Source organism: Mesorhizobium sp. NZP2298, assembly GCF_013170825.1.
GTDB lineage: Bacteria > Pseudomonadota > Alphaproteobacteria > Rhizobiales > Rhizobiaceae > Mesorhizobium.
Map to the genome: position 1 here is coordinate 5,350,249 of NZ_CP033365.1, position 15,708 is coordinate 5,365,956.

A 15,708-nucleotide genomic window follows, 5' to 3' on the forward strand; every position below is an offset into this window, starting at 1 on the left:
CAACTCTGGTACCAGCGGGCCGTTATCTGGCTAAACCGCCTTGTTAAAAACCGTTTTTGAGGCCGACATGCAGTTCATTGATCTTGGCGCGCAGCGCGAACGCATCCGCGACCGGCTGAAAGCCGCGATCGACCATGTTGTCGAGGACGGTCGCTACATCCTCGGCCCCCAGGTCGCTGAATTCGAGAAGAAGCTCGCCGCCTATGTCGGCACCAAGCATGTCGTGGCCTGCGCCAACGGCACCGACGCGCTGCTGCTGCCGCTGTTTGCGGCCGGCATCGGCCCGGGCGATGCCGTGTTCGTGCCGAGCTTCACCTTCGCCGCCACCGCCGAAGTGGTGGCGCTGGCCAAGGCGGAACCCGTGTTCGTCGATGTCGATCCAGTTACCTACAACATCGACATCGCCAGTCTCGAGGCGGCCATCGCCATGATCAAGAAGGAAGGCCGGCTGAAGCCGAAGGCGATCATCCCGGTCGACCTGTTCGGCCTAGCCGCCAACTACGAGGCAATCATGGCCATTGCCGACCGCGAAGGACTGTTGGTGATCGAGGATGCCGCCCAGTCGATGGGCGGATCGCATGACGGCAAAATGTGCGGCGCCTTCGGCCATGTCGGCTCGACCAGCTTCTACCCGGCCAAGCCGCTTGGCTGCTATGGCGACGGCGGCGCGATGTTCACCAACGATGACGCGCTGGCCGACAAGCTGCGTTCCTTCGCCTTCCACGGCAAGGGCGAGACCCAGTACGACAATGTTCGCGTCGGCATCAATTCGCGTCTCGACACGCTGCAGGCGGCGATCCTCATAGAAAAGCTCGCCATCCTCGAAGAGGAGATGGTCGCGCGCCAGGTGGTGGCAAATCGCTATGCCGAAGGGCTCGGCGACATCGTCACGGCTGCCCGCAATCTCGATGGCAGCCGGTCCGCCTGGGCCCAATACGCGATCGAGACGCCCAAGCGCGACGGTCTGAAGGCGCATCTCGGAGAGAAGGGCATTCCGTCCGTCATCTACTACGTCAAGCCGCTGCATGCGCAGGTCGCCTATCGCGACTACCCGCGCACGCCGACCGGCCTTGCTGTTTCGGAGGACCTGCCGAAGCGCATCCTATGCCTGCCGATGCACCCCTATCTCAGCGAAGCCGACCAGGACCGGATCATCGAGACGATCCGCAACTATATCGGCTCGAACTCGGCGCAGGCCGCAGCCGAGTAATCGGCAGCGGCTTTCAGGCTGGGCCTGCCCCTGGCCTGCCGCTGGCGATGAAATGCGGGTTGGCGAAATCCTCGTCGTCGGCCTGATCGCGTTTGCCGTAGGCCAAGGGCTTGCCGTCCAGCGTGCGTGTCGTACCGCCCGCCGCGCGCAACACAGCGTCGCCCGCAGCGGTGTCCCATTCCATGGTGCGGCCGAAACGCGGATAGACGTCCGCCTCGGCACTCGCCAGAAGGCAGAATTTCAAGGACGACCCGACCGAGACGATCTCGGCGGCGCCGAGGTCGCGAATATAGGCTTCGGTTTCCGGCGTGTTGTGCGACCGGCTGGCAACCACGGCCAGCGGGGCCGCTGCCGTTCTCACCGAAATCGGCCTGCGGCCGACGATCTGGTAGTCGCCGTCGATTTCCAGGGCTTCCGCCCTGCCCGGCCGGCCGGAAAAGAAGCGGCCTGTGCAAGGCGCGAAGACGACACCGACTTCCGGCACCCCATGGCGCACAAGCGCGATGTTGACGGTGAAGTCGGTGCGGCGATTGACGAATTCCTTGGTACCGTCGAGCGGATCGACGAGGAAGAAGGCGTCGCCAAGATCGGGCGGCATGACACCGGCCGCCGCTTCCTCCTCGGCCACGCAGGGAATCTCGGGAAATGCGGCGCGCAGGCCGGCGAGAATGATCTTCTCGCTCTCGCGGTCCGCCTCGGTCACCGGCGAGGAGTCTGATTTGCGGTCAACCGCGCAGCCTGCGTGGAACACACGCATGACCTCGCGTCCGGCCGCCAGGGCCAGTTGCTCGAAGATGTCGAGCATCGACTCGTCGTCAGATACCGCCGCCATTGTCATATTGGTCTTCGGCAATGTCACGCTCGTTCAGCCAGTGTTCCAGGGCATCTACCATCTCTTCAGCCGATCTGCCGAGCGTCTTGAGATGGATTTCCGGTTTTTCCGGCGCTTCGTAAGGAGAATCGACACCGGTGAAGTTCTTGATCTCGCCGTTCAGCGCCCGGGCGTAGAGGCCCTTCGGATCGCGCCTGGCGCACTCCTCGAAAGGCGTGTCGACAAACACCTCGATGAACTCGCCGTCGGCCATCAGTTCGCGCGCCATGCGCCGTTCGGCGCTGAACGGCGAAATGAACGAGACAATGACGATCAGCCCGGCATCGGCCATCAGCTTGGCCACTTCGGCCACGCGGCGGATGTTCTCGACCCGGTCGGCATCGGTGAATCCTAGATCGCGGTTGAGACCGTGACGGACATTGTCGCCGTCCAGGATATAGGTGTGCCGGCCGGTGGCGAACAGCTTCTTCTCGAACAAATTGGCGATGGTCGACTTGCCGGAGCCCGAAAGCCCGGTGAACCAGAACACGGCGGGCCGCTGGTTCTTCATATCGGCGCGCACGCGCTTGCCGACATCGAGCGATTGCCAGTGGATGTTTTCGGCACGACGCAGCGAATGCACTATCATGCCGGCGCCGACGGTGGCGTTCGAGATGCGATCGATCAGGATGAAAGCGCCGGTGATGCGATTCTCGGCGAAGGGATCGAAGGCGATCGGCACCCGCGTCGAGATGTTGCAGATGCCGACTTCGTTCATTTCAAGCGACTTGGCTGCTTCATGGGCGAAGTCGTTGACATTGATACGGTATTTCAGGTCGGTGACGGTAGCGCTGGTCTGGTCTGTTTCGGTGCGCAGGATGTAGGAACGGCCCGGCAGCAGCGCATGCTCGTCAAACCAGACGATGTTGGCGGCGAACTGATCGGCAACCTGCGGCCTGGCGGCCGGCGAAACCAGCATATTGCCTCTGGAGACCTCGACCTCATCGTCAAGAACGAGCGTGATGGCCTGGCCGGCCACCGCCTGTTTGAGATCGCCGCCATAGGCGACAATGCGTTTGACATGCGAGGACTTGCCGGATTTGGCGACCACGACCTCGTCGCCTGGCGCAATGGCGCCGGACGCGATCGTGCCGGCAAAGCCGCGGAAGTCGAGATTGGGGCGGTTGACGTACTGCACCGGAAAACGGAATGGCTGCTCGACAGCCGCCTCTTCGACCGAAACGGTCTCGAGGTGCTCGATCAACGTCGGGCCGGAATACCATTGCATGTTGTCGGAGCGGCCGCTGACATTGTCGCCGTAGCGGGCCGACATCGGGATCGGCACGATGGTCTGGAAGCCGAGATCACGCGAGAATTGTCCGTAGTCCTCGACGATCCGGTCGAAAACCGCCTGGTCGAAATCGACGAGATCGATCTTGTTGACCGCCAGCACGATATGGCGGATGCCGAGCAGCGAAGCGATAATCGAATGACGCCTTGTCTGGCGCAGCACCCCTTGCCTTGCATCGATCAACACGATCGCCAGGTCGGCGGTCGAGGCGCCCGTCGCCATGTTGCGCGTATACTGTTCGTGGCCGGGCGTGTCGGCGACGATGAACTTGCGCTTCGGCGTGGCAAAAAAGCGGTAGGCGACGTCGATGGTGATGCCTTGCTCGCGCTCGGCCTCGAGGCCGTCCACCAGCAGCGCGAAATCGATGTCGTCGCCGGTGGTGCCGTGCTTGCGCGAATCGCGCTCGAGCGCGGCGAGTTGGTCCTCGAAGATCTGCTTGGTGTCGGACAACAAGCGTCCGATCAGCGTCGACTTGCCGTCGTCGACCGAACCGCAGGTCAGGAAGCGCAGCAGCGACTTCTTCTCCTGCGCGGCCAGATAATCACGGACGCTGTCGGTGGGAGCAAGGCTTTTTGCCATGATATGACGCATGGTCAGAAATACCCCTCGCGCTTCTTCTTTTCCATCGAGCCTGCCTCATCACGGTCGATCAGGCGACCTTGGCGTTCAGAGGTGCGCGCGGTCAGCATCTCGCCAACGATGGCTTCGAGCGTGTCGGCATCGGATTCGATGGCGCCGGTGAGCGGATAGCAGCCTAAAGTACGGAACCGGACCAGCCGGTTCTCCACCGTCTCGCCGGGACGCAGTTTCATGCGGTCGTCATCCTTGAGGATCAGCATGCCGTCGCGTTCCACCACCGGCCGTTCCTTGGCGAAATAGAGCGGCACGATCGGGATGTTCTCCTGCAGGATGTACTGCCAGATATCGAGTTCGGTCCAGTTCGACAGCGGGAAGACGCGGATCGATTCACCCGATGCGATGCGGGTGTTGAATATCTTCCACATTTCGGGGCGCTGGTTCTTCGGGTCCCACACATGCTGGGCATTGCGGAACGAGAATATGCGCTCCTTGGCGCGCGACTTCTCCTCGTCGCGGCGAGCGCCGCCAAAGGCGGCATCGAAACCGTATTTGTCGAGCGCCTGGCGCAGCGCCACGGTCTTCATCACATGAGTATGAGTGTTCGAGCCGTGGTCGAACGGATTGATGTTGTCGCGCACGCCGTCTTCGTTGACATGGACCAGCAGGTCGAAGCCGAGTTTTTGCGCCATCTGATCGCGAAAAGCGATCATTTCGCGGAATTTCCAGGTGGTGTCGACGTGAAGAAATGGAAATGGCGGCTTGGCGGGATAGAACGCCTTCATTGCCAGATGCATCAGCACGGATGAATCCTTGCCGACTGAATAGAGCATGACCGGCTTGGTGAAGGCGGCCGCAACCTCGCGGAATATGTGGATGGACTCGGCTTCAAGCCGCTGCAGATGCGTAAGCGCTATGGTCATGGACTGTGAGCGTTCTCTCGTGCCTTGCTACAGAAGACCTTGCGTCAAATCATCGAGCTTTTTGCGCCCGGTTCAAGCTTCGCTTCTGGACAAAGTGTTTTCGTGCGGGCGTTCTAGCAGATCGGCGCACGGCAGAACAATGCAAGACGAGCCTGGCAGGCATCGGTTCGAGAATGAATTTTCCATGCTTTCGCCAGAACCCCGAAATTTCTGTTCGCAGGGCCTCCAATCGAGAAAAGGCAGGAAAAATATTGCTCGGGAGAATGTGACGGCTAACGCTTCCGGAACCCTTTCCCAATCGACGGGCGCCGGCCGCCGATTTTCGGTGACAACCTGTCCCGCCGCACTATCGAAAAGACAGCTCAGCCGCTATACAAGCGTCTCGAAGCGGGCAAGATGCATCATGAGGCATGGGCAATTTCGAGGCGAGCACATTCGGTTCCACTAAACGGGATGTGCCGCATAAAGCTACTCGAGAATAGCGAGCCCGAAACTTGGACCGGCTTTCGTCTGTAAGACAGCAATTCACGCCTTCGCGGATCAATATCTATTTTTCCATTCTTTGCTTCTTTTTTCCCCCGGTTCTGGGATCGGTGGTCAGCTTCGTGTTCAATGGTGGTGGCCTGTGGTCCATCCTGTTGATCGCCTTCAGGAAAAGACGTTTCAATACCGACCCGGCGATGATGGTGCTGACGATCGCGATCTATGCCTATTGCGCGGCCAATCTCGTGGCTTCCATCGTCAACAACGCGATCGCCAGGGACGCGTCGCACCTGATCCCGCTCGTCACCTTCCTGTTCTTCCCCATCTCCTATTCGACCTGGAGCATTACGCAGAAAACGACGCTCGTGCGCATCATCGTGCTGAGCAGCATGGCGGCCTGTTTTGTGGCGCTGTTTCTGGCGGTCTTCCAACAATATTGGCTTGGTAAGCGCGCCGAGGGCGGAGCCGGAAACGCAATCGTGTTCGCGGAGGTCCTCTGCCTTGGAGTGATGGTCTGTGTGGCCGCTGCCCTGTCGGGCATCGAGCGACGCGGGATCGCCCTCGTCTGCGCGGCACTCGGCGGGACGATCGCCATCATCTACTCCCAAACACGCATTATCTGGCTGGCACTGCTGATCGCCGGCATCGCCGTTCTGCTGATCAACCAGCGGAAACTGAGAGGAAGAAATGCCGTGCGCCTGCTGTTGCTGTTGCTGGCAGTCGGCGTCGTGGTCGCTGCTGTCGGCTTCCAGACCATATCCGGGCGGGTCGATTTTCTGCGCTCCGACTGGGATGCGCTTGCCACCCATGGCGACCACACGACACCCTTGGGATTGCGCGCAGCTCTGTGGGATATCGGCCTCAAGGCGTTTCATGAGATGCCATTGTTCGGACATGGAGTGGGTGCCACCCAGACCTTGATAAAGCAGGGCTTCCAGGATCAGTTCGGCATGGACGCCGGCTTCAGTCATTTCCACAACGGCTTTCTGACCGCCCTGGTGCAGGCGGGAATACTGGGCGCCGTGACGCTGGCGGCGATCTTCGTGGTTGCCGCCTGGAATGCCGCCCTGGTGCTGCGCAACAGCACGGACCCAATCGAGCGGTTCGGCGCTACCATGATCGTCATCGTTCTGATCACCTATCTGACCGCAGGGATGACGGGCATCCTGATCGGCCATGACATCCTGGATTCGGTACTGATGGTGTTCCTGGTGTCGGGAACCTATCTTGCCTCCGGGCGTCAGGCTCCGTTGGCGGAAGGCCAGGCACTTTCGCTTGTGACCGAAAAACATATTCTCCCGCCAAGGACGGAAGAGCAGGCGCTTCCATCCGCCATCCAATAGCTGTTTCGGGCAAAGGCCATGAAAGTTCTGGTGACAGGCGCGACGGGCTTCATCGGCCGTCAGGTGGTGCACCGGCTTCGCGAAGCAGGCGCCGAGCTTCGCCTGGCGTCCCGCCACCCGGAGAGGCTTGGTCCGGGACATGACGCCATGCGGATGCCCGGTTTCGATGCGCCGACCGCTGCCTTCATGGCGCTTACCAGGGATGTCACGGATGTCGTCCATTGCGCGGGCCTGAACAATGATGAAGGCAACGCCACCGAAGCCGATTTCCGGGCGGCCAATGCGGAATTGAGCGGGCGGCTGGCACAGGCCGCCGCCGAGCAGGCAAGCGGACGTTTTATCCAGCTCTCCTCGACCCGGGCCGTGATCGGCGCGCGCGTCAGCGCAACGATCAACGAGGACACGATGCCCGATCCGCAATGCGCCTATGGGCGCTCGAAGCGTGAAGCCGAGATCAGGGTGCTGGACGCCTATGCATCGCATGGCCGTTCCGACGGCATCGTATTGCGGCTGCCTCCAGTCTACGGAAGCGGCATGAAGGGAAACCTGGCAACGCTGATGCGCCTGGCCGACACGGCCCTGCCGCTGCCGGCAGGTGCCCTGACGGCAGCCCGCTCCCTGCTGTCATCGCAATCCGCGGCGGGAGCGATATGGCATCTGCTCAGCCGTTCGGGATCGCTGCGTCCGATCTACATTGCCAGCGATGTGCCGCCGATATCGATCGCCGACATTGTGCACGCCTTTCGCAGCGGTTTCGGACGGCCGACGCGCCTGATGGCCGTGCCGGCCGCGCCGTTGCGGGCGGCCGCGATCCTCTCGGGCAAGCGGATATTCTGGGACAGCATGACCGCGACGCAGATATGCAACCCTGCCTTGCTGGTATCCGAAGGCTGGCTGCCGGAAAGCGGCACGCTGGAACGACTGGTCGAGATGGCGCGGTTCGCAAACGCTCAATCGCCTCCGTTGCGATAGAGCGTTCCAAACAGGATACGAAGGTCGAGCCAGAATGACGCCGTCCTGAGATAGGCAGCATCCGTTTCGGCCAGGAGCCGCGGGTTCGACATGTCGATGCCCCTGATCTGGGCCATGCCCGTTATGCCTGGCAGTACCGCCAAAACCCCCAGCCGCCTGCGATACTCGATCAACTCCGTCTGTGTCGGCAGGCAGGGACGCGGCCCGACCAAGCTCATCTCGCCTTTCAGAACATTCCAGAATTGCGGCAGTTCATCGAGCTTGAACTTCCGCAAGGTCCTTCCGACAGCAGTCACGGCATTCGCCGGGGCTTCATGCGAGGGCAAGGACGGCGTCCCCTGGACCATCGTCCTCAACTTGTGGCAGCGAAACAGCACGCCGTCGCGACCGACCCGTGTCTGGGAAAAAATTGCTGGACCGGGTGACGATGCCCGCACGGCGAGCATGGCGAGCAATAGAACGGGAGATGTGGCCACCAGCAGCAGGGTCGCGCCGGCAAGATCGAAGATTTTCTTGGCTGCCTTCATGAATGGCCGATCGTGCTCCCTGCCAAAAGCCCCGCAGGGCAACACCGCTGATGAAGCCGTCAATCCGGTCGACCTAGCACGTGGTCGCCTCTCGACCAAGCGCACCGCGCGGCCATTCAAGGTTCAGTACATGGGGTGCCGCTTGGTCCCGGCAGAAAGCCGCCGATGGAGACAGCTTTTTGCGTTTGCGCCAACCAGGTTTCAAGACCGAAGATCGCCCCGGCAGGTTTAAGTCGCCTGCCCAGCGGTTTTCGGGATTGCCCGCTGGTCCGTACTCCCCCTCGCCTTCTTGGCGCGGTCGAGACCTGCCAGCACGGCGAGCGACGCGGCCTTGCCCTGGTTCTTCATCGATTGCTGAAGTGCGGCAAGTGCGACCTGGACATCCGACCACTCCACAACGTCCGTGCTCAAGCCAAAAATCTTCGAAATGCCGAGTTCGACGAGTTCCTCGTCTTCACCATGCAGCGTTTCATGGAGCTTCTCGCCAGGCCTGATGCCGGTAAAGCGGATCGGGATGTCCGTGTACGGGCTCTTTCCCGACATGCGGATCATCGTTTCGGCCACTTCGAGGATCGGCACCGGCTTGCCCATGTCGAGCATATAGACGGCATAATCTTCGCCGCTTGGCCGCGATGCGGCATCGGCCGCCGACATGATGACGAGATCGACGGCTTCGGCCACTGTCATGAAATAGCGTGTCATGCGCCGGTCGGTGATGGTGACAGGTCCGCCAGCCTCGATCTGCGACTGGAATATGGTCGCCACGGAACCGTTGCTGCCAAAGACGTTGCCGAAACGGACGGCGATGAACTTGGTGGCGGGGCGGCGCCCACCCGGGTCGCTCGGGGGTGTCCCATGCAAGGCGCTGACGATCTGTTCTGCAGCCCGCTTCGTGATGCCAAGCACGGACGACGGATCCACGGCCTTGTCGCTCGACACCAGGACAAACTGCGCCACTCCGCATCTGGCGGCAACCTCTGCGCAGACGAGTGTCCCGAAAACATTGGTCTGGATGGCCGAGTCCCAATTCTCCTCGAGCAGCGGAACGTGCTTCAGCGCCGCCGCATGGAAGATGATATCCGGTTTGAATTCCGAGACGACGCGCGTTATCTGGCGCCGATCGGCGACATCGGCGATACGGACCTTGAGACGGTCATGGTGCTGCTCGTCAATATATTGGCTCAACTGGAAGATACCGAACTCGGAATTGTCGACAACCAGGACCGCGTCGGCTCCAAGCTCCAGCGACCGTTTGACCAGGGTTCGGCCGATGGAACCGGCGCCACCCGTCACCAGAACACGCTTACCTCCGACGAAGGCGCCGATGCGTTTGATATCGGACGGCACCGTCGAGCGACGCAGGATCGTTTCCATCTCGACAGCGTCGAGAACGAGCTTTCCCTCCTGCCCCAGTTGCGAAAGTCCCGAGAACTGCACGACCGCTATATCGCCATGCCGGGCGACCCGAACGAGTTCGGAATACTCTTCGATCTCATGCTCGGCACCGCTGCCGAAAATAAGCAAGTCGAGACTTGCCGTCCCCTTTGCGTATTCCTCCAGCGCCTCGACCAGGCGGGGGCGAATGGCCACGACGGGTACGCCCTGGATACGGGTGCCCTCGGGAGCCCCGTTTTCGATCGCCAAGATTCCGACAATGGAATACTCGGCCGGCTGGGCTGTGCGGGTGAAACGGATGATTACGTCTGCCTCGCTCAACTTGCCGACGAACATCGCCCGCTTGATCGAGGTCTTGCCGGTGCCGCGGCTCAAGATGCGCCAACTCGCACCGTCGCGAAGGAACCGATAGAAAATCCGAGGCGCGGAGATGATGGTGAAAGAAACCAGAAAAAAGACGATAAACTGGCGCTCGTTGAGGCCCGCCACAGGCTGAAAGGAACGGACAACGAGCGAAACGCAATAAAGCGTGACCGTCAAGATTCCGCAACTCTTCAGGATGTTGAAGAAATCCGGCGTCGAGGCGAAACGCCACACGGTATTGTAAAGGCCGCAATATCTAAACAGCAGGTGGCTGAGAACAATGATGCTCGCCCAGCAAGCAAAACCCGCTGGGGAAAAGGCTTCGAACGACAGTCTCGATTGCGATAAAGCCAGGCTGAGCGCCACCGCGATAAGGACCATCACGATATCCAGAACCATGATGATAGCGCGACGCACCTTCGGCCGAAGTCCGGATACGGCTTCTAGATGGGATGTCATCGGGCAGTACTGAACTCCGGGCGTGAGAACTTCAACACTAGTACGAAGCCAGATCGAATACCATTCGCCACCGGCCACCCGTTGTCAGCGCCAAATCCTCGGCCCCCGCCTTCTCTATCGCATAGCGTGGACTTGAGGCCATCGCCAGAGATTTTTTCACAGGCGGTTGATTAGACCGGGCATGTCGATCAGGACCGTGTGCAACAGCAAGTGCAAAAGTAGCTCCCGCTTATACAAGTGACAGGCCTCCCGGACCGATACTCACCAAGTGTCGTCGAAATCATTGCCGACGCACTATTTTGAAGATCACGAGGGAAACGCTGGACGGCTGGCCAAGCGATTTTCGGTTGACAGAGGAGCCTACTGCAATATGACGGCCTTTCCTTCACCAGCCAAAGCGAAGTGATGAAATTTGGATCGAGTGGCCTTCGAGGCCTGGCTTCGGAACTGGTCGGGAAGCCGAGTGGACTTTTTACCGAGGCTTTCGCTTGGCGCCTGGCCGCAGGCGGGGTCCAGCCGAAAGCCAGGGTGCTGGTAGGTCGCGACCTGCGTGACAGCAGTCCCACCATTGCCGCCAACTGCATGGCGGCCTTGGCGACCAGCGGACTTCAACCGATCGATTGCGGCGCCATTCCGACACCGGCTTTGGCGCTCTATGGCCTGCAGCATGGCATGGCGGCGCTCATGGTGACGGGTTCGCATATTCCTGCCGACCGCAACGGCATCAAGTTCTACAGCCCGCGTGGCGAGATCAGCAAAGCCGATGAAGTCGCCATCGCACAGTATGCCGCTGAAAAGTCAGATTCCTATCGCTCGCCGCCGTCTACGGAAACCGCATTTCCGACACACCATGATCAGGTGATCGCCGCTTATCGCGCACGCGCCGAGGATATATTGAAGCCCGGTTCCCTTTCGGGTTTAAGGATCGGTGTCTATCAACACAGCTCGGTCGCGGCGGATCTCCTGGTCGAGATTCTCCGATCCTTCGGCGCCAGCGTGACGCCCGTCGGGAAATCAGATACTTTCGTGCCCGTTGACACAGAGGCTGTGAGCCCGACCACAATTGCAAAGTTCAGGGATTGGGCGCGAGAATTCAAACTCGATGCCATCGTGTCGACGGACGCCGATGCCGATCGTCCGCTCATCACCGATGAGAACGGTGATCTGTTTCGCGGCGACCTGATCGGCCTCGCCGTAGCCTTGTATTTGCGGGCAGATGTTGTCGTGACACCGGTGACCTCCAATTCAGGCATTTCGAAAACCTTCGGTTTTGAGGTGCTGAGGACGAAGGTCGGATCCCCGTTCGTGATCGAAGCCATGGAAGCTTCATACCGTACCGGCAGCATCGTCCTCGGCTTTGAGGCCAATGGCGGCGTCCTCCTTGGGTCAGACTGTTCGCTGCACGGGAGGACATTGACGGCACTGCCGACGCGAGATGCGATGCTCCCCATCCTCGCCGTCCTTGGCACGGTTGCGTCGGCAGGAAAAAAGCTGTCGCATCTGCGCGAACTCTGGAAGCTCCCGGCATGCGCGAGCGAGCGCCTTGAAAACTTCCCGGTGGAAAGTTCGCGCAGCCTGATGCGTCGGCTCGCCGATCGGGAACAACTGCAGCGATTTCTGGCCCCTTTCGGGACTGTCGCTCAAGTCGATGAGACCGATGGCCTCAGGACACGAATGGCGACTGGCGAGATCATCCATCTGCGGCCGTCCGGCAATGCGCCGGAACTGCGGTGCTACTCGGAGGCTGCAAACCAGGACAGAGCGGCAGCGATCGTGGCGCTTACGCTTGAAAGGGCGCGGGCAATCACATCCACAGACGAAACAGAGGGCGTTTAATGAAAGTGGTTCCCGTCATCATCAGCGGGGGAGCCGGATCGCGTCTATGGCCTGCCTCGAGGCAATCGCACCCCAAGCCTTTCCTCAAAGTGGCAGACGGACACTCTCTTATTCAACACACCGTGTTGCGCGCTGCTTCGATCGAGGGCGTCGTGGAACTCGTTGCGGTGACTTCCCGCGACCACCTCTTCCTGACCAAGGACGACTTCGACCAACTGGACTCAGTCGTGCTGCCACGCACATTTCTGCTTGAGCCGGAAGGCCGCGATACCGCCGCCGCCGTCGCCGCCGCCACGATCCACGCCAAGGCGACGCAGGGACCTGACGCAATCCTGTGCGTCTTTCCCGCGGATCACATGATCGGCAATCTGCCTGCGTTTCTGAATGTCATGGGCCGGGCCATCGACCACGCGAAACAGGGCCGAATCGCAACCCTGGGCATCAATCCAACCAGACCGGATACCGCATTCGGCTACATCGAAGCCGACGGCGAAAAAGTTGTCCGTTTCGTTGAAAAGCCAGACATCGAGACCGCTCGAGCCTATCTCGCATCCAAGCGTTTCTTCTGGAACGCCGGCATCTTCTGCTTCAGCGCCCAGACCATGCTCACCGAAATGGCCTTGCATTGTCCCGCGGTCATCGAGGCCGTTTCCAGAAGCTATGAGAACGCCCGTTTCAGCGAAGGCGAAGGCTTTGCCAAAATCGAACTCGCGCCAGAGCATTTCGGCTCGGCTCCACGTATCTCTCTCGACCACGCGGTCATGGAGAAGGCGGGCAATCTTGCCGTGATACCCTGCGACATGGATTGGAACGACATCGGATCCTGGAACGCGATGGCCGAATTGGTCGCCCCCGACGAAAACGGAAACAGGATACGCGGCGATATTCACATGATCGGCACCGCCGGCAGCTATATCACCTCCGACAGGCGGGTCATCGGCACCGTCGGCGTCAACGACCTGATAATCGTCGATTCCCCGGATGCGTTGCTTGTCGCATCCCGCGACCGCGTTCAGGACGTCAAAAAGCTGTTCGAGAGTCTCAAGGCTTCCGGACATGGGGCGCATCTCCTTCACAGCACGGTACACCGACCCTGGGGTACCTATACGGTTCTGGAGGAAGGCGAGCGCTTCAAGATCAAGCGCATCGAGGTGAAGCCGGGCAGGCGTTTGAGCCTGCAAATGCATTACCATCGTTCGGAGCACTGGGTCGTGGTCAGCGGCTCCGCGAAAATCGTCAATGGCGACCAGGAGTTGTTCCTGGCAACAAACGAATCAACCTACATCCCCTGCGGCCGTAAACATCGGCTGGAAAACCCCGGCAGAATTGACCTGGTGATCATTGAAGTGCAAAGCGGCGATTATCTCGGCGAAGATGATATTGTGCGCTTCGACGACGTATATGGTCGCGCCTGACAATCCCCCGGCTCGCGATGCTTGGCGAGCAAACACCAGATACAATCGAGAACATTGATGACAAAGAAAGCTTTGATCACCGGCATCACCGGGCAGGATGGCGCATATTTGGCGCAGTTGCTGCTTTCCAAGGGATACGAGGTCCACGGACTGGCGCGGCGATCGAGCACGGCTGACGTCAATACAACGCGCCTGAAATGGCTTGGCATCGAAAACGATGTCCGGATCGTTGATGGCAACCTGACGGATTTGTCCGGCCTGGCTCGAACCATGCGCGATGTCAAGCCCGACGAGGTCTACAACCTTGCCGCCCAATCCTTCGTCAAATCATCGTGGCAGCAGCCGATCCTGACGGGCAATGTCACCGGCATAGGCGTGACCAATGTGCTCGAGGCACTTCGTCTCGAATCGCCCGAAGCCCGTTTCTACCAGGCGTCGTCCTCGGAAATGTACGGTCTTATCCAGGAGCCCATGCAGTCGGAGACAACGCCTTTCCATCCGCGTTCGCCTTACGCGGTTGCGAAGCTCTATGGCCACTGGATTACCATCAATTATCGCGAAAGCTTCGGCCTGCATGCCTCGAGCGGCATCCTGTTCAATCATGAATCTCCGCTTCGCGGCATTGAGTTCGTCACCCGAAAAGTCACGGACGCGGTGGCGCGCATCAAGAAAGGCCTGGCAAAGGAGTTGCGGCTCGGCAACATCGATGCCAAGCGCGATTGGGGTCACTCCAAGGACTATGTCCGTGCTATGTGGCTTATGGTGCAGCAGGACCAGCCGGACGATTACGTCGTCGCGACAGGCAGGACGACGACCGTGCGCGATATGTGCCGAATTGCGTTCGAGCATGTCGGGCTCAAGATCGACGATCACCTTGTGATCGATCCGGACCTGTTCAGACCGGCCGAAGTCGAAATTCTGCTCGGAAACCCTGCGAAAGCAAAGCAGAAGCTGGGATGGGAGGCGACGATCTCGCTGGAAGACATGATCCGTGAAATGGTGGACGCCGATCTCGAACGTCATGCCAACTCGGCCAAGCGCTGAGTTGAGCGGAGAGCCCTTTTAGCGTTATGGTCGATAGGTTGACGCATCGCATCCTGATAACCGGGGCAACAGGGTTTGTCGGCACAGCACTGTTGCGGCTGCTGGAGCGGGAACACGCTGGCTGCAAGGTGTTCCCGCTTGGCCATGGCGCAGGCCAACGAAACGCGATCGACCTGCAGGACCGAAAGGGGATCGACGAGGCCGTCCGCGAGGTACAGCCCACCGCGCTCATTCATCTGGCCGCGGTCGCCGCACCTTCCGATGCACGCAACGCGCCGCGACATGCCTGGAACGTCAATTTCACGGGAACGATGAACCTCGCCCAATCCGTGCTGCACCACGCGCCGGACGCCCGGTTTGTCTATGTGGGTAGTTCCGAAGCCTATGGCGCTTCCTTCCGGAGCGCGGCAGGTCCGGTAACGGAAGATGTGCCGCTTCGGCCGATGACGGTCTACGGCGCCACCAAGGCGGCCGCGGACCTGATGATCGGGCAAATGGCGTATGAAGGTTTGCGCGCTGTGCGCTTTCGTCCCTTCAACCACACCGGCCCCGGTCAGTCCGATGCCTATGTGGTTTCCGCCTTCGCACGCCAGGTCGCCGAGATCGTGTCCGGCAAGAGCGAACCGGTCATTCACGTCGGGAACCTCGAGGTGGAGCGCGACTTCCTTGATGTTCGCGACGTGGTGCGCGCGTATGCGAGCTCCGCGGTGCTGAATCTGGATGCCGCACCAGATCAAGTCTACAACATCGCATCGGGACAACCCCGCAAAATCCGTGATATCCTGGATACGCTTGTTGCGCAGTCGGGCATCGACATCGAAGTACGCGCCGACCCTGAAAAACTTCGGCCGAACGAGATCCCCACCGCATCAGGTGATGCTTCAAAGGCACGCGCCGAGCTCAATTGGCAGCCTTTGGTGCCATTCGAGCAGACAATAGCCGACGTTTTCGGGTATTGGCACCGGCTATGTAATGCCTGATGACGACATCACCGCAGCGC

At 60.3% G+C, this 15,708-nt stretch carries 12 protein-coding genes; 7 read left to right on the forward strand and 5 right to left on the reverse strand.

Annotated elements, in window-relative coordinates:
• Positions 1-67 precede the first annotated feature (67 nt).
• Positions 68-1,210, forward strand: a complete 1,143-nt coding sequence (locus EB231_RS25960; RefSeq protein WP_172351316.1) for a DegT/DnrJ/EryC1/StrS family aminotransferase — start codon at positions 68-70, stop codon at positions 1,208-1,210.
• Between the two features lie 13 nt (positions 1,211-1,223).
• On the opposite strand, the gene cysQ is transcribed toward EB231_RS25960, so the two are convergent.
• From cysQ to cysD, 3 genes are read right to left on the reverse strand one after another with little or no spacing between them, the layout of a single operon-like run.
• Complete coding sequence (gene cysQ, locus EB231_RS25965) at positions 1,224-2,015, reverse strand: 3'(2'),5'-bisphosphate nucleotidase CysQ (protein ID WP_172353021.1); 792 nt, start codon at positions 2,013-2,015, stop codon at positions 1,224-1,226.
• 10 nt (positions 2,016-2,025) lie between these two features.
• Positions 2,026-3,963 (reverse strand): sulfate adenylyltransferase subunit CysN, encoded by a 1,938-nt coding sequence (cysN, locus tag EB231_RS25970; RefSeq protein ID WP_172351317.1) that lies wholly within the window; start codon positions 3,961-3,963, stop codon positions 2,026-2,028.
• Positions 3,964-3,965: 2 nt separating this feature from the next.
• A complete protein-coding gene (gene cysD / locus EB231_RS25975; protein WP_056563762.1) occupies positions 3,966-4,871 on the reverse strand; it encodes a sulfate adenylyltransferase subunit CysD in 906 nt (301 codons plus the stop codon).
• Between the two features lie 494 nt (positions 4,872-5,365).
• Here cysD and EB231_RS25980 point away from each other — a divergent pair, with 494 nt between their 5' ends.
• Entirely contained in the window at positions 5,366-6,697 is a 1,332-nt protein-coding gene (locus tag EB231_RS25980; protein WP_172351318.1) for an O-antigen ligase family protein, read from the forward strand.
• Between the two features lie 18 nt (positions 6,698-6,715).
• Entirely contained in the window at positions 6,716-7,669 is a 954-nt protein-coding gene (locus EB231_RS25985) for an NAD-dependent epimerase/dehydratase family protein (RefSeq protein WP_172351319.1), read from the forward strand.
• Here EB231_RS25985 and EB231_RS25990 read toward each other — a convergent pair.
• Both EB231_RS25990 and EB231_RS25995 read right to left on the reverse strand, forming a co-directional pair.
• The gene (locus EB231_RS25990) at positions 7,648-8,196 is read right to left on the reverse strand and encodes a sugar transferase (RefSeq protein WP_172351320.1); all 549 of its coding nucleotides are present in this window, start codon (positions 8,194-8,196) and stop codon (positions 7,648-7,650) included. The genes EB231_RS25985 and EB231_RS25990 overlap by 22 nt on opposite strands.
• A 228-nt stretch (positions 8,197-8,424) precedes the next feature.
• Positions 8,425-10,413, reverse strand: coding sequence for a nucleoside-diphosphate sugar epimerase/dehydratase (locus EB231_RS25995; protein WP_172351321.1), 1,989 nt, complete (start codon positions 10,411-10,413; stop codon positions 8,425-8,427).
• A gap of 405 nt (positions 10,414-10,818) precedes the next feature.
• On the opposite strand from EB231_RS25995, the gene EB231_RS26000 reads away from it, so the two are divergent.
• The 4 genes from EB231_RS26000 to EB231_RS26015 are packed head-to-tail and all read left to right on the forward strand — an operon-like array spanning position 10,819 to position 15,688.
• Positions 10,819-12,249 carry a phosphomannomutase gene (locus tag EB231_RS26000; protein WP_172351322.1) on the forward strand — a complete coding sequence of 477 codons (1,431 nt, stop codon included), beginning with the start codon at positions 10,819-10,821 and terminating at the stop codon, positions 12,247-12,249.
• Positions 12,249-13,664, forward strand: coding sequence for a mannose-1-phosphate guanylyltransferase/mannose-6-phosphate isomerase (locus EB231_RS26005; protein ID WP_172351323.1), 1,416 nt, complete (start codon positions 12,249-12,251; stop codon positions 13,662-13,664). Before EB231_RS26000 ends, EB231_RS26005 begins: the two co-directional genes overlap by 1 nt.
• 57 nt (positions 13,665-13,721) lie before the next feature.
• On the forward strand, positions 13,722-14,708 hold the full coding sequence (gene gmd / locus EB231_RS26010) for a GDP-mannose 4,6-dehydratase (RefSeq protein ID WP_172351324.1): 987 nt from the start codon (positions 13,722-13,724) through the stop codon (positions 14,706-14,708).
• A 26-nt stretch (positions 14,709-14,734) separates the two neighbouring features.
• Complete coding sequence (locus EB231_RS26015; RefSeq protein WP_172351325.1) at positions 14,735-15,688, forward strand: GDP-mannose 4,6-dehydratase; 954 nt, start codon at positions 14,735-14,737, stop codon at positions 15,686-15,688.
• Positions 15,689-15,708: the final 20 nt, after the last annotated feature.